Origin of the sequence: Paenibacillus chartarius (assembly GCF_042432825.1) — a bacterium.
Classification (GTDB): domain Bacteria; phylum Bacillota; class Bacilli; order Paenibacillales; family NBRC-103111; genus Gordoniibacillus; species Gordoniibacillus chartarius.
On sequence record NZ_JBHLWN010000031.1, the window covers coordinates 300,265 to 320,692 of the forward strand.

At 56.6% G+C, this 20,428-nt stretch carries 15 protein-coding genes; 4 read left to right on the forward strand and 11 right to left on the reverse strand.

The genetic code is table 11. From position 1 onward, the window contains the following. The first annotated feature begins 117 nt into the window (after positions 1-117). The gene (locus tag ACFFK0_RS09395; RefSeq protein ID WP_377469881.1) at positions 118-2,142 is read left to right on the forward strand and encodes a methyl-accepting chemotaxis protein; all 2,025 of its coding nucleotides are present in this window, start codon (positions 118-120) and stop codon (positions 2,140-2,142) included. 65 nt (positions 2,143-2,207) lie between these two features. On the opposite strand, the gene ACFFK0_RS09400 is transcribed toward ACFFK0_RS09395, so the two are convergent. The 6 genes from ACFFK0_RS09400 to ACFFK0_RS09425 all read right to left on the reverse strand — a co-directional run bounded on the left by ACFFK0_RS09400 (position 2,208) and on the right by ACFFK0_RS09425 (position 9,405). Further along, entirely contained in the window at positions 2,208-2,960 is a 753-nt protein-coding gene (locus ACFFK0_RS09400) for a peptidoglycan-binding protein (protein WP_377469882.1), read from the reverse strand. A 93-nt stretch (positions 2,961-3,053) separates the two neighbouring features. Continuing rightward, positions 3,054-3,182, reverse strand: coding sequence for a hypothetical protein (locus tag ACFFK0_RS09405; protein WP_377469883.1), 129 nt, complete (start codon positions 3,180-3,182; stop codon positions 3,054-3,056). Between the two features lie 36 nt (positions 3,183-3,218). Further along, positions 3,219-5,306 (reverse strand): molybdopterin oxidoreductase family protein, encoded by a 2,088-nt coding sequence (locus ACFFK0_RS09410; protein ID WP_377469884.1) that lies wholly within the window; start codon positions 5,304-5,306, stop codon positions 3,219-3,221. 13 nt (positions 5,307-5,319) lie between these two features. Then, the gene (nirD, locus tag ACFFK0_RS09415; RefSeq protein ID WP_377469956.1) at positions 5,320-5,664 is read right to left on the reverse strand and encodes a nitrite reductase small subunit NirD; all 345 of its coding nucleotides are present in this window, start codon (positions 5,662-5,664) and stop codon (positions 5,320-5,322) included. A gap of 23 nt (positions 5,665-5,687) precedes the next feature. After that, the gene (nirB, locus tag ACFFK0_RS09420) at positions 5,688-8,102 is read right to left on the reverse strand and encodes a nitrite reductase large subunit NirB (RefSeq protein ID WP_377469885.1); all 2,415 of its coding nucleotides are present in this window, start codon (positions 8,100-8,102) and stop codon (positions 5,688-5,690) included. A gap of 76 nt (positions 8,103-8,178) precedes the next feature. Continuing rightward, entirely contained in the window at positions 8,179-9,405 is a 1,227-nt protein-coding gene (locus ACFFK0_RS09425) for a nitrate/nitrite transporter (protein ID WP_377469886.1), read from the reverse strand. A 380-nt stretch (positions 9,406-9,785) separates the two neighbouring features. Here ACFFK0_RS09425 and ACFFK0_RS09430 point away from each other — a divergent pair, with 380 nt between their 5' ends. Further along, a complete protein-coding gene (locus ACFFK0_RS09430) occupies positions 9,786-10,391 on the forward strand; it encodes an ANTAR domain-containing response regulator (protein WP_377469887.1) in 606 nt (201 codons plus the stop codon). Continuing rightward, a complete protein-coding gene (locus ACFFK0_RS09435) occupies positions 10,388-11,422 on the forward strand; it encodes an anthranilate phosphoribosyltransferase (RefSeq protein ID WP_377469888.1) in 1,035 nt (344 codons plus the stop codon). The genes ACFFK0_RS09430 and ACFFK0_RS09435 overlap by 4 nt, the downstream gene beginning before the upstream one ends. 834 nt (positions 11,423-12,256) lie before the next feature. Here ACFFK0_RS09435 and ACFFK0_RS09440 read toward each other — a convergent pair. Beyond that, positions 12,257-13,138, reverse strand: coding sequence for an AraC family transcriptional regulator (locus tag ACFFK0_RS09440; RefSeq protein ID WP_377469889.1), 882 nt, complete (start codon positions 13,136-13,138; stop codon positions 12,257-12,259). A 127-nt stretch (positions 13,139-13,265) separates the two neighbouring features. Between ACFFK0_RS09440 and ACFFK0_RS09445 the strand changes: the two genes are divergently transcribed. Further along, entirely contained in the window at positions 13,266-14,402 is a 1,137-nt protein-coding gene (locus tag ACFFK0_RS09445; protein WP_377469890.1) for a glycoside hydrolase family 88 protein, read from the forward strand. 46 nt (positions 14,403-14,448) lie between these two features. Here ACFFK0_RS09445 and ACFFK0_RS09450 read toward each other — a convergent pair whose 3' ends face one another. The 4 genes from ACFFK0_RS09450 to ACFFK0_RS09465 all read right to left on the reverse strand — a co-directional run bounded on the left by ACFFK0_RS09450 (position 14,449) and on the right by ACFFK0_RS09465 (position 20,420). Next, positions 14,449-16,044, reverse strand: coding sequence for a response regulator transcription factor (locus ACFFK0_RS09450; RefSeq protein WP_377469891.1), 1,596 nt, complete (start codon positions 16,042-16,044; stop codon positions 14,449-14,451). A gap of 10 nt (positions 16,045-16,054) precedes the next feature. Then, the gene (locus ACFFK0_RS09455) at positions 16,055-17,803 is read right to left on the reverse strand and encodes a sensor histidine kinase (RefSeq protein WP_377469892.1); all 1,749 of its coding nucleotides are present in this window, start codon (positions 17,801-17,803) and stop codon (positions 16,055-16,057) included. Between the two features lie 128 nt (positions 17,804-17,931). Beyond that, a complete protein-coding gene (locus ACFFK0_RS09460; protein ID WP_377469893.1) occupies positions 17,932-19,485 on the reverse strand; it encodes an ABC transporter substrate-binding protein in 1,554 nt (517 codons plus the stop codon). Positions 19,486-19,535: 50 nt separating this feature from the next. After that, on the reverse strand, positions 19,536-20,420 hold the full coding sequence (locus ACFFK0_RS09465; RefSeq protein WP_377469894.1) for a carbohydrate ABC transporter permease: 885 nt from the start codon (positions 20,418-20,420) through the stop codon (positions 19,536-19,538). Positions 20,421-20,428: the final 8 nt, after the last annotated feature.

The following is a 20,428-nucleotide window of genomic DNA, read 5'->3' on the forward strand; positions in this document are numbered from 1 at the left end:
CATCAAGAAATTCCAAAAATTTTGTCGAATCATGCCCGAGTATGCAGGTTTATGGAGCGGATATGGAGAATACAAATCATTATCCCTACCATCACCTGCATCGGAGGCAGATCACCAATGACGGACTCACAGAACCCGCCGCTTTGGAAACGGTTTCTATTCTCCATCAAATCAAAAGCCGCATTCCCCATCCTGATCATCGTCAGCATCATTATGGGTGCGGTATCGTACTGGACTTACCAGCTCGTCGATCAGACGATTACGATGAAAGGCCGAACGACCGTAGAGGTTATCCGCATTGCCATAGAAGATGCTCTCACCGCGCGGCAGACAGCTGAAGCCGTCATGGAACGGGAGATGATCGGGCAATCGTATTTAGCCTCGTACATCATAAAAGATCGGAAATTGAAATACGCCGATGTGAAGCAACTCGCCGAACGGTCCGGCATCGATGAATTCTGGTTTGCCGACAAGAACGGGAAGCTGACGCTAACCAATGCCGGCGAAAACATCGATTTTCACTTCGGAGCGGACCCGAAGGCGCAAGCTTACGAATTTATGCAGCTGCTCACCGGCGAGAAGAAAAGCGTAGCCCAGCCCGCACAAACGCGTACCGTCGACACGAAGGTGTATAAGTTTGTCGGCGTATCGGGATGGAATGAACCCGCCATCGTGCAAGTCGGCCGTGACGGAGCCGCGCTCATCGAGCTGGAAAATAAAATCGGCGCCGCCCAGCTGATCGGTCAAATCCAAAGCAAGCTGAGCGAGGACATCCTGTTCGGGGCGATCCTGGATCAGCAGTCCCGCATCGTTTCGTCCACCGGCAAGGAGCTGGAGCAGCATGCCGCCGTGCAGGCCGTCGCCTCCCAACCGGCCGGCTCGACGGCAACCGCCGAGCTGTCGGGCAGCAAAGCGACGTTGTACAAGGTCGGCCTGTCGAACGGACAGTCGTTCGTCATTGCGGTCTCGAACCAAATTTTGACGTCGATCCTTAGCTCCACGCTGCTGATCGCCTTGATCGGCCTGGCCGTGATCGCTGCTGTCGTTTTCGTGATCATCCATCTTCTTGCGAGGCGCTTGAAAACGCTGCAAACCGCACTCGAAGCGATTAACCGCGGGGAAGGCGATCTGACACAGCGGCTGCCGAGCCAATCGTCGGACGAAATCGGCAGCTTGGCGAAAGCGTTCAATGCGTTTACCGCTTCTCTTCAGCGCTTAATCGGCGATACGCAAGCGGCAGCCAAATCCAGCTACGGCAAGAGCATTTCCGTCAAGGAACTGGCCGGCCGGACGACCGTCGTATCGGGGGAAATCAATTACGCCGTCAAGGAAATGGCGGCCGGGACTTCCCGTTTGACCGAGGAAGTGGAAGACGGGATGAATGCGATTCAAGACGTTTCCGCATTAATCCTCGAAGCCGAACGTAACGCCATTGAACTTGATCAGGCCAATCAAGCGATCCAACGCTCCCAGCAAGCGGGGCAGCAAGCGGTTGCCGCTTTACAAACCGGCATGAACGAATATGTAGCCGTTACGGACTCCGTTGCGGAAAGCTTCAGATCTTTGTCCGAAGGAATCGGCCATATCCTGCTTGCAGCGGATACGATTCAAACGATTTCCAGGCAGACCGGTCTGCTCGCGCTGAACGCCTCGATCGAAGCGGCCCGCGCCGGCGAGCACGGCAAAGGCTTCGCCGTCGTCGCCTCCGAAGTTCGCAAGCTTTCCGAGCAGTCCGCCGAGGCCTCCGACCGGATTCAAGATATCGTAGCCGATCTGCTGTCTTCGACGGAACAGACGAAGACGATGTTCAGTGAAGCGAATGAGTCGTTGAGCAAACAGTCGGACAATGTCAAGCAAACGGCTCTAGTATTCCGCGATATCGATCAGGCGTCGGCGCCGATGACCGCGAAGGTTACGGCGATCCAGCAGACGGCGGAATCGTTAAGCGGGCACAAGGATCATATCGTTGCCTTCATCGAAACGGCATCAGCGCAAACGGAAGAAACGTCGGCAGGGACGGAAGAAGTGCTGGCCAGCGTCGAGTCTCAGCTGCAGCTGTTCATGCAGGTGAACGAGCTGGTGACGGAGCTTCAGGAGCAGATGAACAGGCTCAGCTCCTCCGTAGACCGCTTTAAAGTGTAACGACGTCTAACGGGCGGCAGGGGTTTCCCCTTGCCGCCCGTTCGATTTTGCCTGACTTCCGGTTGTTATTTGCCGATAAACTGCTGTGTAAACATTTTGCCGCAGGGACCGCCGTTTACAATCCCGATGCCGATATGCGTATAGGAGGTGCTCAAAATGTTTTCACGGTGTCCCTGGGAATTCATGAGCGCTTGATGGGCGGCGGCTACCGTCTGATTGCAGGCTATATTCTCGCCGGCGGACCGGTAGGTGATGCCGAATTGCTTCATCATATCAAACGGAGAGCCGTACGTCGGCGACTGGTGGGAGAAGTAGTTTTTGTCCACCATATCCTGGCTCTTCGCCCGCGCCGACCGCGCCAGCGTCGGATCGACGGCCAGCGCCGCGAGGCCTCTCGAAGTCCGCTCCTTGTTGACGAGCTCCAGCATTTGCTGCTCCTCTGCCGACAAACCGGTCGACGGTGTCGGCGTCGGTGTCGGTGTCGGTGTTGGCGTCGGTGTCGGCGTCCCCGGCCCCGAGCGGCCCAGCTTCAAATTGCCGTAGGCCCACAAAATATTTTCCAGCGTCTTATTGTCCACCGCTCCCGTTACCGGCAAGCCGTACTTCTGCTGGAACGCGCGTACGCCGCTTTCCGTCGCGGACCCGTAATACCCGTCGATGGCGCCTGCGTAATAACCGAGCGATTTCAGCATCCCCTGTACGGCGTAAACGTCAGGCCCATTCGCCCCTTTGCCGAAGCCGAGCGCGGTGCCCGCAAACGCAAACAAGCATACGGCCGCTACTGCCAGCACGACGATTCTTTTTTTCCATTGTTGCATGTACGTCCACTCCCTGCCTCAAAAGGCTATCCAAGTCATCACCTTTCCGGTGATCCATGGATAGCCTTTCCAGTGGGAAGTCCCGCTATGCGTTTAACCGAAAAGCGCCTCGTCTTCCTCCAAAGCATCGCCTACAGTAAAGCATTCTTCTCCGGCCTCGAAGCTATTCCATGCTCCGGCTTCTTCAGCCTCCAAATCAATTCCCAGATCGCGTTCGAACATAGGTTCACGGCTCCTCCCGAAAATGTTCTTTCTCAGCTACTCCGCCCGTTCCACACGCACCGCGCAAAGCTTGAATTCCGGCATCCGGCTCGTCGGATCGAGCGCGTCGTTCGTCAGCTTGTTCACGCTGAGCTCTTCGCCCCAGTGAAACGGAACGAACACAGTTCGCGGCTGAATGCCCTCGGTCACCTTCACTTGAAACACCAGCGATCCCCTCCGGCTCGTGATCCGCACCTTGCCGCCGACGACGAGCCCGATCCGACCGGCCAGCCAAGGATGAATTTCCGCCACCGGCTCCGGCGCTTTCTTCATTAGACCCGGCGTCCGCCTTGTCTGCGCGCCGCTCAAGTAATGATTGGACAGCCGGCCTGTCGTAAGGATATACGGATAGTCCGCATCGATCGGCTCCGCCGGCAGCTTCGGCGTGATGCCGAACAGCTTCGCTTTCCCGTCCGGATAGGCGAACCGCTCCTCGAACATGCGCGGCTGGCCCGGATGATCCGGGGATGGACACGGCCAGAACACGCCATGCTCGCGCTTCAGCCGCTCGTAGGTGATGCCGCTGTAATCGGCCTTCCCTCCGGCCGATGCCCTCGTCAGCTCGACAAATACGTCTTCAATGCTCGTATAGCGAAAATATTCCCCGCGCCCCAGCGCCTCCGCCAGCTCGCAAATCAGTACATAATCGAGCTTCGCTTCGCCTGGAGTCGGCAGCGCCGCAGGACGGTGGAATACCCGCCCCTCCAGATTGGTCAGCGTTCCTTCTCCCTCCAGGAAGGAAGAGCCGGGCAGCAGCCAATGCGCATATTTCGCCGTTTCCGTCTCGAACATGTCGACGACGACGAGCAGCTCCAGCTTGCCGAGCGCCCGCTCCACCAGGTCCGCGTTCGGGCTCGAGACGATCGGGTTGGAGCCGAGCACGATCATCGCTTTAATCTCGCCTTCGTCGACCTTCTTCAGCATCTCATAAGCCGAGACGCCTTTGCCCGGGAGCTCCTTCGGATCGATGCCCCATACCGAGGCAACATACTCCCGGTCGGCTTCATTCTCGATCAGCCGGTAGCCCGGAAGCTGATCCGCCTTCTGGCCGTGCTCGCGGCCGCCCTGCCCGTTCGCTTGCCCGGTTACCGCGCCGTAGCCGGCTCCCGGCTTGCCTACATTTCCCGTCAGCAAGGCCAGATTGATATAATTCAGCGTGTTCTCCACGCCGTTCGATTGCTGCTCGAGACCCCGGGCCGTCATCACGATGCCCCGTTCCGCCTTGGCGAAGCCGCGCGCCACCGTCCTTGTGACGGCTTCGAGAATGCCGGTGAGCTCTTCGACGCGGGCCGGCGTGTACGCTTTGACAGCTTCGGCCAGCTCTTCGAAGCCCTGCGTCCGTTCCTCTACATAACGCTTGTCGTACAGCTTCTCCGCAATAATGACATGAAGCAGTCCGTTAATGAATACGGAATCGAAGCCCGGCTGCAGCCGCACATGAATGTCGGCGCTCTTTGACGTCATCGTATTGCGCGGATCGATCGTAACGATTTTCGCTCCGTTCTTCTTCGCTTCCAGCAAATACGGCATCATCGTCGGCTGGCACTCGGCAATATTCGTTCCCGCGAGAATAATATAGGAGGCCTTCGGAATGTCCGATAACGGGAACGTCATGCCGCGGTCGAGCCCGAAGGCCCGAATTCCGGCCGCCGCCGCCGACGACATGCAGTACCTGCCGTTGTAATCGATGTATTTGGAACGCAGTGCGACACGGGTAAATTTGCCGAGCAAATAGCTCACTTCATTCGTCAGCGAGCCGCCGCCGTAGACGGACACCGCATCGTTGCCGTATTTCGCTTGAATGCGCTGAATCTCGGCGGCGATCCCTCCGATCGCTTCCGGCCATTCCGCTTTCCGCCACGCGCCCTTCCGCTCATTGCCAATCCGGACGAGCGGCGTCAGGACGCGCTCCTCATGGAGCACATGATCCAGCGCGTTCAGTCCCTTCTGGCACAGCCGTCCGGTCGCGACCGGAAAATCCGGGCTCGGCTTGATCGCCAGTCCCGGCGCCTTGTCGCTCGGGACCAGCTCCATGCCGCACTGCATGCTGCAGAAGCAGCAATGCGTTGACGTCGTCGTACCCATGGGACTCACCTTCCTACGTTAGGGCGATCCACACCCGCCCGTTCTCTACTTTGGTCGTATAGGTATGAACGCAGCCGTCATCCGGCTTCTGCACTTCCCCGCTCGGCACGTGAATTTTACGGTCATGCATCGGGCAGAAGACGAATTCGCCGGAGACGATGCCTTCCGCGAGTACGCCGTCCTTATGCGGGCAGCGGTTCTGAATCGCGTGCACCTTGCCGCTGGAGAAGCGGAACAGGGCGAGCTCCAGGCCGCCGATGCGCACCGTCTTGCCGGTGCCGACCGGCAGAACGTCATAGGCGATGACGTCGTACCATTCCTGTGCCTGTGCTGCCAAGTTCGCCGCTGCATTGCTCATCGTCATATCGGTCACCCTCCTGATTACTTCACTTCAACGACATCATACAGATCGCGGCGAATCGTATCCGACTCGATCGCTTCCTTCCACGGGTCCTTCGTCACTGACAGGGCGACGTCCATTCGCCCGCGCAGCCCGCTCCGGCGCGCTTCGTCCTGCAGAACCTCGCGGATATGGTCGATGCCGAGCCTCGCTACCCACTCCGACGTTCGTTCGCCGTAGTTGCCCGTCTCGCGGTAATATTGCAAGTAAGCTTCGGTATATTCGATCACTTCGGCTTCGGTCTTGACCGTCATGAGCAGGTCGCCGACACGCACCTTCACGCCGCCGTTGCCTCCCGCATACAGCTCCCAGCCGCCGTCAACCGATACGACGCCGAGGTCCTTGATGCCGGATTCGGCGCAGTTGCGCGGGCAGCCGGATACGGCCATCTTTACCTTCGCCGGTGTATTGAGCCGCTCGAAGCGCTTCTCCAGCGCAATGCCCATCCCCATCGAATCGCCGGTGCCGAAACGGCAGTAATCTTCGCCGACGCAAGTTTTGACCGTACGAAGCGCTTTGCCGTACGCATAGCCGGAAGGCATATCGAGATCGGCCCACATCGCCGTCAAGTCTTCTTTGCGTACGCCGAGCAGGTCGATGCGCTGTCCGCCGGTCAGCTTGACGGTCGGAACGTTGTATTTTTCCGCAACCTCGGCAATCTTCTTCAAATCCGCTGGCGTCGTTACGCCGCCGTACATCCGCGGAACGACGGAATACGTGCCGTCCTTCTGGATGTTCGCGTGCATCCGCTCGTTGACGAAGCGGGACGTGCGGTCGTCCTTATACGTCGTCGGATTGACCATGCCGAGGTAATAGTTGAGCGCCGGCCGGCACTTGGAGCAGCCTTCCTCCGTCTTCCAGCCGAGCACGTTCATCACTTCGCGCACATGCGACAGCCCTTTGCCGCGAATCGCTTCTACGACTTCATCGCGGGACAGATCCGTACAGCCGCAGATCGTTTCTTTCGCCGGAGCGCCGCTGAACGCATCGCCGAGCGTCAGCGCCAGCAAATCCTTCACAAGCGGCTTACAGCCGCCGCAGGAGCGGGACGCGTTCGTGCAGTTTTTCACTTCCTCTACGCTCGTAAGCCCTTGCTCCTTGATCGCACTGCAGATCGCACCTTTGCTGACGCCGTTACAGCCGCACACGATCGCATCGTCGCTCATATCCGCTACGCCGCCGCTGCCTTGATCCGCCGACGAATCGCGCAGAATCGCCGTTTTTTCCAGCCCCGATACGTCGGTGCCGTTTCGGATCATTTGCATGAGGCGGGTTCCGTCCGCCGTGTCGCCGAACAGCACCGCACCGATGATTTTGTTATCCTTAATGACAACTTTCTTGTAAATTCCGGAAAATTCATCGTGAACACGGATAGCCTTCGTGCCTTCCTGATCGTTAAACTGGCCGCCCGAGAATACGTCTACCCCGGACACCTTCAACTTCGTATACACGACAGAGCCCTCATACGGCGCCGTCTCCACGCCTGCCAGCCGCTTCGCCAGCACGGCGCCCTGCTCATAGAGCGGAGCGACGAGGCCGTAGGCGATTCCGCGGTGCATCGCGCACTCGCCGACGGCATAAATGTCCGGGATGCTCGTTTCCAGGTAGTCGCTTACGACGATTCCCGGATTGACTTCAAGCCCGATCTCCTTCGCCAGCGCCACATTCGGCCGAATCCCGACCGCCATGACGATCAGATCCGCATCGGTGTGCGTGCCGTCCTTAAACTTGAGTCCGGTCACACGCTTGCCGCCCGTAATTTCCGCCGATTGCTTTTCCAGCAGGAAGTTCATGCCCTGCGCTTCCAGCGCTTCCTGAAGCATTTTCGATGCCGTTCGGTCCAGCTGGCGCTCCATAATGGTGTCCATAATATGGACGACGTCGACCTTCATGCCGAGATTGAGGAAGCCGCGCGCCGCTTCGAGGCCGAGCAAGCCGCCGCCGATGACGACCGCTTTCTTGTACGTCTTGGACGCATCGATCATGCGCTCGCAGTCGCCGATCGTCCGGTACGCCATAACGCCTTCCTTATCCGCCCCCGGCAGCGGCAGCATGAACGGATTCGAGCCGGTGGCGAATATCAGTTTGTCGTACGGGACCGTGACGCCCTTATCGCTCGTCACCGTCTTCGCTGCCGTATCGACGGCCGTCACCGTATGGCCGGCATGGAGCGTAATTTGATTTTCCTCGTACCACTCGTACGTGTTGATAAAAATGTCTTCGACCTTCGAATCTCCCGCCAGCACGTAAGACAGCAAAATCCGGTTGTAGTTCGGGTACGGCTCGGAGCCGAATACCGTAATGTCGTACTTGTTCGGCGCGAGCTTCAGCAAATGCTCGATCGTATTGATCCCCGCCATCCCGTTGCCGATCAGCACTAATCGTTCCTTAGACATATGGATCCCTCCGTCATAGTAAAGTGAAAGCCGCTGCGCCTTGGCCGCCTCCGTTCCCGCGCGTTATCGCGGAGACTTACGCATTCGAAGCAAGGTTGCCGACTTTGCCGCCTTCGCCGATCCATTTGCGCTTCCACTCGCGCTGGGCGATCGTCATAATGACTACGCAGCTGAGCGCGATGCCGCTGAGAATCAGGAAGCCCGGCGTGAACGAGCCTGTCGACAGCTTCAGGTTGCCGAGAATTTTCGGCAGGAAGTAACCGCCGAGACCGCCGGCCGCACCGACGATGCCGGTAATAATGCCGACCTCTTGCTGGAACCGCTGCGGTACGAGCTGGAACACCGCCCCGTTGCCCATCCCCATGCACATCATGCCGACGAACAGGAGCGCTGTCGTCAGCCATAGCGTCGGCAGTGTCGAGATTCCGGCGAGCATGAGCGCCATGACCGCATACAGGACCACCAGCATCCGGATCCCGCCGAGCTTATCGGAGAGCCAGCCGCCGAGCGGGCGGAAGAAGCTGCCGACAATAATACAGATCGTTGCAAAATCGGATGCCATAACGGCGCTCAGCCCGTACTGCGTATTGAAGAAAATGGTCAAATAGTTTGCGAGTCCCGAGAAGCCCCCGAAGGTGACCGCATAGAAAATGCAGAACAGCCACGTATCTTTCTGCTTCAGCACCCGTCCGTAATCGGCCAGCGTCTTCGGAGCCGGCTGGTTCGGACTGTCCTTCGCGGTAAACAGGAAGATCAGGAATACGATAGCCAAAGGAATCAGAGCAAGCCCGAACACCGCATGCCAGGTGCCGTAATGCAGCGCGAGCCGGTTGGCAAACAACGTAGCGAAAATCGTGCCGCTGTTGCCTGCCCCTGCAATGCCGAGCGCAAGTCCTTGATACTCCGGAGGATACCAGCGGCTTGCCAGCGGCAGCGCTGCGGCGAAGCTGGCGCCGGCAATGCCGAGCATAAGGCCGACGAAATACATATCGCTGATCGAATTCGCGAATTGCCAGCCGACAATAAGCGGAATAAATGTCAGGATCATGCCGAGAATGCCTGTTTTCTTAGGTCCGATGCGATCGGTCAAATAACCTAACACTAGACGAAGGATCGATCCCCCGAGCAGCGGCAGCGCCACGAGATTTGCTTTCTGCGCCGCGTCAAGCTGGAAGTCGTTCGCGATCAGTACGGCCAGCGGCCCCATCATGACCCAAATCATAAAGCTCATATCAAAATACAAAAATGCACTGAACAACGACCCTTTGTGTCCGCTTTGCCAAAACGATTTCCGATCCGCCATGTCTCCCCAGCTCCCTTTTTTTCTATTGTTTTAGTGGAAAACAGAAAAAGCCCAGCCCGGTTTACGCACGAATGACGCGAATCGGGATAGGCTTCATTGCCATGTTGACACGACACTGTGTCAGCATTTCTTACCTGAGAGAGGAGCTCACGACCTTGTGAGATCCGTTACTGTGATTATATGCTCGATCGGGTTATGTGTCAATAAACATAACACATATTTTCTGAAATTAATGTGGAATTGCGTTTATTTAAGGAATCATCGACAAAAACGCCAGGTCCATGCTATATTTGTTGGTAGATAACATAACATGAACTAACCGGTGCAACAAGCTGATCCTATGCCATGTGCTCCGTTCGAATCATGTGGGGGGGTATGACATGCTTCAGACTTTTCTATTAGTGGAAGAGGTTGCTGGCTTTCGGTCTGAGGACGGGAAGGTGCCGGAGAATAAGCTGCGGGATATGGGGCTGCGGGTGCTGAGAGCCGCTTCGGATTCGCGCGAGCTGAAGCGCCAGCTGGACGGCGCAGACGCCGCACTCTTGTGCGTCCCGGTGGATGCCCTCTCCTCCTGGAGAAAGAAACTTTTGGCGCAGCGCTATTTACCGATCTTCTTTTGGTGTGACAGCGCGACGTTTCCGAGTCACGAGTGCAAGCTCGATCTCGAACTGGACGGCTTGTTATCCGCCGGAATGTCGGAGATGGATGTGCATGCCGCGCTGCTGCTCGGCTTTCAACATTTTATTCAGAGGCGCGATTGGGTTCAGGAGCGAGAGCAGCTTCTCTCTCGGCTCGAGGAACGCAAGTGGATCGATCAGGCCAAAGGCATTCTGAGTGAGATTAAAGGAATCTCTGAGGCCGAGGCATACGATTTCCTGCGCAAGCAAGCGATGAACGAACGAAAGCGCATGGTCGATGTCGCCACCTCCATCGTCAAGGTGTATCAGCTGCTGCAGGATCAGAACAAGGGAGGACGACGCACATGATTACATTATTAAAGGAAGTGGGCCGGGGCAAGCGCGGCGCACGGGACCTCACCTATGAAGAAGCGCGGCAGGCGGCGGAGCTGATCGTGAACGGGGAAGCGACCCCTGCGCAGATCGGCGCTTTCCTTGTCGCCGAGCGCATCAAGATGGAATCGATCGAGGAGCTGCGCGCCTTCATCGACGCCCTCCGGGAGCGGACGACGCTCCATCCGGTGCCAGGCAGCCTCGACTGCGCCGGGCCGTACGACGGCCGGACGCGTTCGTTCATCGCGACGCTGCCCACCGCCTTCGTGCTTGCCGCGAACGGCTTGCCCGTGACGCTGCACGGCAGCGCTCCGCTGCCGCCGAAATGGGGCGTCACGCTGCCGGACGTGCTGCGCGAGCTGGGCGTCAACGCCGGCGCGTTAACGGCCGCTGCCGCGACGGCGGCTGCCGGCAGCTCGGGCTTCCTGTTCGTTCCGTCGGAAGCATGGTGCCCGCCGCTGGCCAAGCTGCGCGGCATTCGTGAGGAGCTGGGTCTGCGCACGTCGTTCAATACGGCCGAGAAGCTGCTCCGCTTCTCCGAATCGACCTGCATGGCCGTCGGCGTCTTCCACGGCACGGTGTTCGAGAAGGTCGCGAAGCTCGTTATGGAGCTTGGCGTGAAACGCGGCATGATCATTCAGGGCGTGGAAGGCTCGGAAGATGTCGGTGTGGAGAAAAGGACCCGCACATACTTGATTCAGGACGGCGCCAGCGACCTGTTCGTCGTCGATCCGGAGCATTACGAGCTGCAGGTCGACGTGCCGGAGCTGGAATGGACGGCAGCAAAGCAGGCGGAAATGACGATGTCGGTGCTGGAGGGCAAGGCGGAGCTTCCCTATCTCAATATGGTGCTGCTGAACAGCGCCGTACGGCTCTGGATCGGCGAGAAGGTCGGCTCGATCGAGGAAGGCATATACCGCGCCCGCGGCGTCATCGACGACGGTCTGGCGCTGTCCGCCTTCCGCACGTGGAAGGCTAAAGCGGCCGGTCAGGCCTCGGCGGGTTAGGAACTGCAATATTGGCCCTTCACCACCATGGTCCCCGTGGATGTGAAGGGTCTTTATTGTCGGGAATCAATGTGGCGATAGCAGTCCAGTCGGTTGGTATGCTTACTCCCCGCTCCTGTGAAGATGGCTGAACCAGCCTAACTTGAGAGTAATAGCGGACTTTCGGGGCTTTATTTTCTCAGATCCGGCCGCATGGTGAGAAATAAAGGATTTTGAAGGCGTTAATTTTTGTGAAAATGAGCAGATTGGCCGTATTTGGGCCGTTCGACATCGAATAAGTCCTTGAAAGTCCGCTATTTCTGCCGTGTGGGTAGAAAGACTAGAATTAACGCCTTCGCAATCCGTTATGGATCTTCGCCGGGTTGCAGTGGGGGGAAACGATTGAACTGGTGAAGGTCAGAAAGACACTTGTGCGGGATGCTGCATCCATCAAAATGAACCGCTTGTCGGAACCTAGCCTACTGCCGCTAGCCTGCCCAACTTATGCCAACATCCAAGCCAAATAAGGCCGTGTTTGCTGCACCGAGGTGCCGCAGCGGCCCATGACCGCCCGATTTGGGCCGTCTTTGCTGCGCCGAGGCGCCACAGCTGCCCATGACCGCCCAAACAGGGCCGTGTTTGCTGCACCGAGGCGCCGCAGCGGCCCATGACCGCCCAAATAAGGCCGTGTTTGCTGCGCCGAGGCGCCACTGCGGCCCATGACCGCCCAAACAGGGCCGCCTTTGCAGCTCCACCCCACCACAGCTGTGGCTAGCTATTGGGTTTCGCAAGTTCTTAGCATTTTGTACCGGTCACAGCACTTCATTTCAGAAAGACACGCCCCAAACTCTCCCCTCATCTATACGCCTGCCGAATCGCGGCCCGGTACGACTGCGGCGTAACACCCTTATGCTTCTTAAACATCTGGCAGAAATACGGCGCACTGAACCCCCCGACCTCCCTCGCGATCTCCCCTACAGACTTATCCGTGTTGGCCAGCAGCGCGCACGCCTCCCGCACGCGGCGCCCGGCGATGTAGTCGGACAAGGTTACGCCGGTATGCCGCTTAAACAGATGGGATAAGTGGTACGGGGACAAGTGCAGCTCCTCCGCCATCGCGCCAAGCTCGAAAGGAAGCCGGAACCGGCTCTCAATCCAATCCAAGATTCGCTCCACATGCCCGGACGCCTTCTCCGCGTTGGGAAAACCCAAGGCCTGCTCCGGAAACACTTCCATCTGCAGATGGCGCAGCAGCGTCAGCAGGAACAGCGCGCGTTCTTCTTCCTGATGTTCGTCCCGCACAGACGAGCGAGCCTTGTCGTAACCGCCGAGCAGCTCTTCGAAGCGGTGGTCGCCTGCGGCGAACGTAAACACTTGCTCCGTTAACGTCCCCTTGGCAAGCAAGCGCACAAACGATTGCAGCTTGGGGAACGGCGCTAAGTAAGCCTCAATCACGCGAGGATCGAACGTGACATTGGTCCGTATGTAAGAAGCGTCCGCCAGCGGAGGCACTTCGACTTTATGCAGCTGATAAGGCTGAAAACAGAACAGGGTGCCGGGCTGAAGCCGATATTGCTTGCGTTCCAGCGTAACCGTGCCCGCCCCTTGATGCACGTAAAGCAGCTCAATGCCTTGGTGGGCATGCAGCATCAGCCAATTTTCATTTTTGGTTTCCGACCGATAGGACATGAAGAAGTTTCTTGACCCCATGTACGCCGGTTCAAGCAAGCTCGGCATGGCGTTCCTCCGTGGCTTCACGAAATCGCAATATAGCTATATTTTAGCACAACCTTCGTTAACGGCAACGGCGATATAATTGAGCCTAAGAACGACAACCCCAACCGTGCCAAGGAGGAAAACAACGATGTGGAAACATGCGATTGAACACGCGCTCGGCGTCACGAAAGCGAATATCGAACGGTTCGGCGACCGCATCCCGCATGTAAGCGTGGACAGCAGCCGAAAGTATACGACGAATGACAATACCGAATGGACCTCCGGCTTCTGGCCCGGCATCCTGTGGTTAAGCTACGAGTATGGCGGCGACCGGGCGTTTCGCGATGCTGCGGCCCGCACCGTCGACAGCTTCCGCCGCCGTTTGACCAACAACGTGCGGATCGACCACCACGACATCGGCTTCTTGTTTTCGTTGTCATCGAAAGCGCAGTGGATTGTGGAAAAGGATGAAAGCGCCCGACAGCTGACCCTGCAAGCGGCCGACGTACTGATGAAGCGCTGGCGGGAAAAAATGCAAATTTTGCAGGCTTGGGGACCACAGGACGATCCGAGCAACGGCGGTCGCATCATTATCGACTGCTTAATGAACTTGCCTCTACTGCACTGGGCCGCCGAGCAAACCGGCAACGAGCGGTACCGCGAAGTCGCCTCGATCCATACGGAGCAGAGCCGCCGCTTCCTTGTACGCGGTGACGATTCCTCGTACCATACGTTTTATTTCGATCAGGAAACCGGCGATTCGCTCCGCGGCGGCACGCACCAGGGCTTCCGGGACGGATCGACTTGGACACGGGGCCAGGCTTGGGGCATTTACGGCTTTGCCCTTGCGTACCGGTATTTGAAGCGTCCGGAGCTGCTGGAGACGGCGAAGCGTTTGGCGAAATATTTTGCCGCGCGGCTGCCGGAGGACAACGTCGTCTATTGGGATTTCGACGTACCGCAGACGCCGGAAACCAAACGCGACAGCTCGGCTTCGGCAATCGCCGCCGCCGGCATGCTGGAAATCGCGGGCTTCCTCGGAGAGGACGATCCGGACCGGCAGCTGCTGCTGGGTACCGTGAACAAGTCCATGGAATCGCTCGTCCGCAACTACTCGACGATCGGCGAGGAAGACGCGGAAGGACTGCTGAACCGGGGCTCCTACGCCGTAAGGCTCGGCCATTCCCCCGACGATTACACAATTTGGGGAGATTACTTCTATCTCGAGACGCTGATGCGGCTGGAGAAAGGCGTGCCGGGGTACTGGTACGAACGGCAGGCGTAGGCGCAGCGATCCGATACGGCGGCGGAAGGAAATCCTTCGGCCGCCTTTATCCTTTGCGGTATTCCTGCGGCGTCATCCCGTACACCCGCTTAAACATTCTCGCAAAATAAGAGAAGTTGCCGTAGCCCAAGTTTATGGCAATTTGGCTTACAGGCTGGTCGGACTCCAGCAGCAGCTGAGCAGCCCTCCGCATTCTCGCCTGCAGGATGTAATCGGACAAGGAAAGCTTCGTTTCCGCTTTAAATAGCCGCGAAATATACGCCGGATTCAAATACACGAACTCGGCCAAATCCTCCCGCGTAATATCCGCATCCAAATGACCGGCAATATAGTCCTTGATCTTCTGCACGATCGAATTGGGCGTCCGCTTGGAAAACAGCAGTCCGATTACCGTGCCGATCATCGTCTTCATCCACTGCTCCAGCCCCGTGATCGATTTCGTGACGGCGGGCAGGTCGGAGGACATCGCTCCGTCCATATACAGCAATTGGGCGGGCAGCCCCTTCCGCTGCAGCACGTAATAGACAACTTGCAAGAAGCCGTGATAGAACGCTTCGAGCGATTCGACCGTAACCTGCTTTGCGCTGAACGCAGCCATTTGCTGTTCAACGAGCTCGTACAGCTTCTCCCGCTCCCCTCTTTCGAACCAGTCCGCCCAATCCATCAAGGAGACGTTCTCCATGCCTTGTCCGGGACGATTCCGGTAGTCGCGGTAAAACAAGACGCGGTTTTGCTGAACAACGTTCTTATGCTCCCATTCCAGCAGCGAGTGATACGCCTTCATCAACTCGCCAAGCGGCACCGGTTCACTGATATAGCACGAGATTTGACAGAACAAATAGTGCCGGCACGCCTTCAAATAGGCTGCGCATGCATCTTCCAGCCCGCTCTCGTATGCCGAATCGGCGCGTTCGCTGAACAGCATCACGATCATATTGCCTCTGTTGTCCTCGACCGTATGCCCGCCGCTTGCGCCGACCAGCATTTCCTCCGCCGCATTGCGAAGCGCGAAGCTCATTATTTCTTCATCACGGGCGCTGAGATGCTTGTCCCACTTCTCTACGCTGATCAGGATCAGAATGACCTCCGAATGCAGCTCGATCGAAAGCTGGTATTCCTGTAAGGCGGAGCGAAGCGTCGCCTCGTTCAGCAGCAGCCGCTGGGACAAAATCTCCTGCCAAAACCGCTCGATCAGCACCGCCTTCTTATGCTCCCACATCACCTGATATTTTCGCAAATGCTCGGCGATTTCTTTCTGCTCCCGCCGTTCCTGAATGCTGTCCAAGGCGCCCTGCAGCACGTGCTCAAGCTCGCTGTAAAGAACCGGCTTCAGCAAATATTCATAGCTTCCCAGATGAATCGCCTTCTGCGCGAAGGAAAAGTCCGCGTGGCATGTCAAAAACAGGACGACAACATCCGGCTTATGCGCTTTGACCCACGCCGCCAGCTCGAGCCCCGACTCGTCGGGCATCTCAATGTCGCAAATCATGACATCGACAGGCGCTCGCAGCAAGATGTCCTTGGCGGCCGCCGCATGATAGGCCTCGTATACGTCACTTATGCCAAGCCGCTCCCAATCCACACCGGAGATCATCCCTTTCACCGCGAAAATCTCGTCGTCCACCAATAGCGCACTGTACATGCCCGGTCCCTCATTCTTCTGTAATTTGACGCGGAATGATCAGCGTAACGATCGAACCGCTGGGCTCCGCCCGCTCCAGCAGCATATTGACCTCCGACTTATAGAAGAGCTTGCACCGGCGCATCACATTCCAGAGCCCGACATGATCGCTTCCTTCATCTTCGAAGTAGCTCCGGGATTGCAGCAGCTTCAGCTTCTCTTCCGGTATCCCTTTGCCGTTGTCGCGGACTTGAATCCGTATTTGCGAATCGGATGCAGGGTCTGTCCGAACGTCGATACCGACAATAAAGGACTGTGACTGATGTACCGAGAAGCCGTGGATCATCGCATTCTCCACGAGCGGCTGAATCGTCGAAGGCGGGATGCGGCAGCTTCGCAAATCAGGCTCAACGTCGATATGGAAGGACAGATGCTGCGGAAACCGCACCTGCTGCACCGCCAAATAGCTGCGGATATGATCCAATTCTTCCGATAAGGTAATAAAGGAGCGATGCGTGCGTATCGCAAAACGGAAATAGTTGACGAGATGAATGGCGATTTGCTGAATCATCTCATAATGCTTCGTTTGCGCCAGGCTGTAGACGATATTAAGCGAATTCATGAAAAAATGCGGGTGAATTTGCGCCTGCAAATGCTTCAGCTCCGCCTTCTTCGTCCGGATCTGCTCCTCGTAAATATCGATCTTCAGCACTTCGATCTGCGAAACCATGTTGTTGAACGTCTCGCCGATGACCTTAAATTCGACCAAGCGATTGTCGGTAAACCGCACGGAAAGATCGCCGGAATAGATTCTTCGCATCCCCTTGATCAGCTCTGCAATCGGTTTCAAAATAAACCGCTCCAGAAACGCCAAATACATGAGCAAAATCACAAGCGCCAAAACCGGCACATAATAATTGATGCTGCGGAAAAACGTCAGCCCCTCCAGCATATTGCGTTCCGGAATCATGACCGACAAATACATATCCGCCCGCTGCGACGGCTGGACAACGAGCAAGTACTTCTCGTCCATGCGGACCAGCTCATACGTCTCCGCTGCCTTCGCGGCATCCGCCTTCCAATCGCTCGCTTCCAGTTCCTTCTTCAGCTCTCCGTCCTTCAGCTCGCTTAGAATCGTACCGTCCTTTGACAGGAACAATGCTTGCCCGCTTTCGCCGAGATGCAGCAAATTTAACGGGATCATCAGCCGGTTGATGTCCACCCAAGCCCCGATATAAGACTCATAGCCGGTGTCGACAAGACGCACAAGCGAGTATTGTCGATCCTGATAGATCAGCTGCCATGAGTGCTGCAGCGAGCCTCGCTGAGCATCGTCGCTCATCAATTGCTCCAGTCTCGCTTTGATCGATTCCTTCCGCTCGTTGTCCATATACGGCTGCGGTGCGACCAGCAGGTCCTCGTACTTGGAGCTGTATGCGAACAGCACGTCGGCATCCTTATAATAGTTCGTGTTCAAATACATCGAATTGTAGGTGCGGACCTTGGCATAATAGGACTCCGGGCTATCCGGGTCGAAAGCGCTGAGCGAGATCAAATCGTTATCTTGGTTCGACGTTCTGTACAAATATTTGTCCAGCTCCTCCAGCACCCGGTCGATCTGATTCGTATACATCGTCAGCAAGTTTTTATTGGACTGCGCAACCTGGGAATGCACGACCTTCGTCGCATAGACGTTATGCCATATTAATAAAACAACGAGCGGAACGGTGACCAAGGCGAAGCCCAAAACCAGCTGAGAACGAAGAGTCCCTCTGTTCACGTATGCATCCCCGCCTTCTTTGATCTCCCTCTTACTTCCATAGATCCGGCCCGATTCCTTCAAGCTCATAACCGAAAATACAACCAAGGCACCTCCGGGGGAGGCGCCTTCGCAGCTTGGATCCGTTATTACTTTTTATTCGTCTTCGCCCACTCGTCGAGCTGTCTTTGCTTCTCGGCGATAATTTTATCCAACCCGGCGGCCTTCATTTTGCCGACGAATTCCGGCACGTATTTCTCCGGGTCGATCGTTCCCGTGTACAGCCCGCCGGTGAACTGCGCAGCAACGTTGTTGGTGGCGGCGATTTCATTTTTCACTTTTTCCGGGTCGAAGACGAAGCCGAGAGCGATCGATTTTTGCGCGGTTTTATTAAACTCTTTGTAACGGTCCCAGATGTTAGGATCTTCCGTCTTCCAGATGTACGAATTCAATTGGTTGCCGAACATCCAAGGCAGATTGAGGTTGTAGCCAACGTTCGCGGCGTCGACGCCCGGCGGGTAATCGATAATGTTGTCCCCGGCTTTCACGTAGTGCTTGCCCTCCAGCCCCCAATCCAGCATGTTGAGCAGCGTCTTGTCGGTGTAGAGCAAATTCAGGAACATCATTGCCCTTGCCGGGTCCTTGGACGTGTTCGGAATCGCGAACATGGCGCTCGTCGTATCGCCTGTCGTCGTATAAGGCTTTGTCAGCTCTACGGTGACCATCGGCATACCGGTGTTGCGGGTTTCCTGCATGTCGAAGCCGGGCTTCATCGACTCGCCGTAAGCAAACGCTTTGCCCGCCTTGACCGCCAGGAATTCGCTGTCCTTGTTCGTGGCGCCGTCTTTATTGATGTAGCCGGCCTTATACCACTTGTGCATCAGCTTAACGGTGTCCATAAACTTTTGCGTCTGGAACATATCGATGACTTTCAGCTCGCTGCTTTCCCGATCGAGCACCCCGGGGCCGTCGCCCAGCATATCGAACATTCCATAGCCTAAGATAGCGCTCGCAGGAGAACGGTCGTTTTTGACCTGCAGCGGAACGATGCCAGGCTCGTTTTCTTTGATTTTTTGGAAAACCGGCTCCAAATCCTTCAACTCTTTAATCGCGGACAAATCGATGTTGTACTTGTCAACCAGGTCTTTCCGCATCACCACGCCTTTCGTAGCCGCAAACTCTTTGTTGGCAACGACGCCGTACGATTTGCCGTTCAGCTTGCCGCCCTCCACATAGGCCGGATCGAGCACGCTCTTGATGCCTTGGCCGTACTTGTCGAGCAAATCGTCCAGCGGCATAATTTGGCCCTTCGCCACTTGCTGTCCCAGTCCGTACCAGGAAGCCGTAAACATCAGGTCGAACGGCTCGGAGGAAGCGAACATCAAATTCGTCTTGTTCGTCCAGGCCCCCCAGTCAATCGGGCGAAGCTCGATCGTTGCATTGATTTTTTCCGTTAGATATTTGCTCATTTCGTCTTGGACCGCCTGCAAATCCTTCGGCACGACGCCCGATGGGAATATCATCACAAGCTTGTATGGCGCAAGATTGCTGCCGGTCGAAGCTCCCTTCGCATCCGCTGCAGCCGGCTTCGCCGCCGTATCGGCCGCTGCCGGCTCCTGCGCCGGAGCACCCGCACATGCTGTCAAGGCCAGACAGAGCACTAAGGTGGAAGCCAACGTGGTAAGCTGTTTTCCTCTAATCACCGAAACCCCTCCATTTGAAGAACATATATGATAATCCGAACATTCCGGTATTATCCTTTCACGGCGCCGACCGTTAAGCCTTTCACGAAATATTTCTGAAAGAACGGATACGCGAGTACGATCGGCCCGATGCCGACGATCGCCATCGCCATGCGAACCGTCTCCTTCGGCAATGAGGCCATCAGCTGCGCTGCGTTATTGTTGCGCGAGTTTTGCGCGAGGAACTGGATGTTGAGCAATATTTTGTTCAGCAAATACTGCAGGCTGTACAGCTTCGAATTCGATAGAAACACGAGACTGTTAAACCAGTCGTTCCAATAGGCCAGCGTATTGAACAGACCGACGGTAGCCAGAACGGGCGTCGAAAGCGGCAATACGATTCGCCAAAATATTTTCGATTCGCCCGCCCCGTCGATGTAAGCGGATTCGATGACGGCCATCGGAATCGAGCCGGCGAAAAACGTACGCATAATGAGGACGTAGAAGCCGTTCAGCAGCAGCCCCGGTATGATCAGGCTCCAAATCGTATCCTTGAGCGGAATGAATTTCGTGAACACGAGATACCACGGGACGAGCCCGCCATTGAACAGCAAGGTGAAGAAGACGAAGAAGCTGAGCATGTTTTTGCATGGAAAATCCGTTCTCGATATCGGATAGGCGAGCATCGCCGTGAGCGCCAGACCGACGAGCGAGCCAACCACCGTAATCAATACCGTAACTCCGTAAGCCCGTATTATCGTCATGGAATCCATAAACAAGTACCGGTAAGCTTCGAAGCTTATTTTTTGCGGGAAGAAGGAGTACCCGTTCGCGGCGATCGTCATTTCGTCCGTTATCGATACCATGAGCACGAGAATCAGCGGCAAAATCGTGGAGCAGGCAATGAAAATAAACAGAAGGTGCAGCGACCAGTGCGTTTTGCTTCGGCTTGCCAACGTAGACT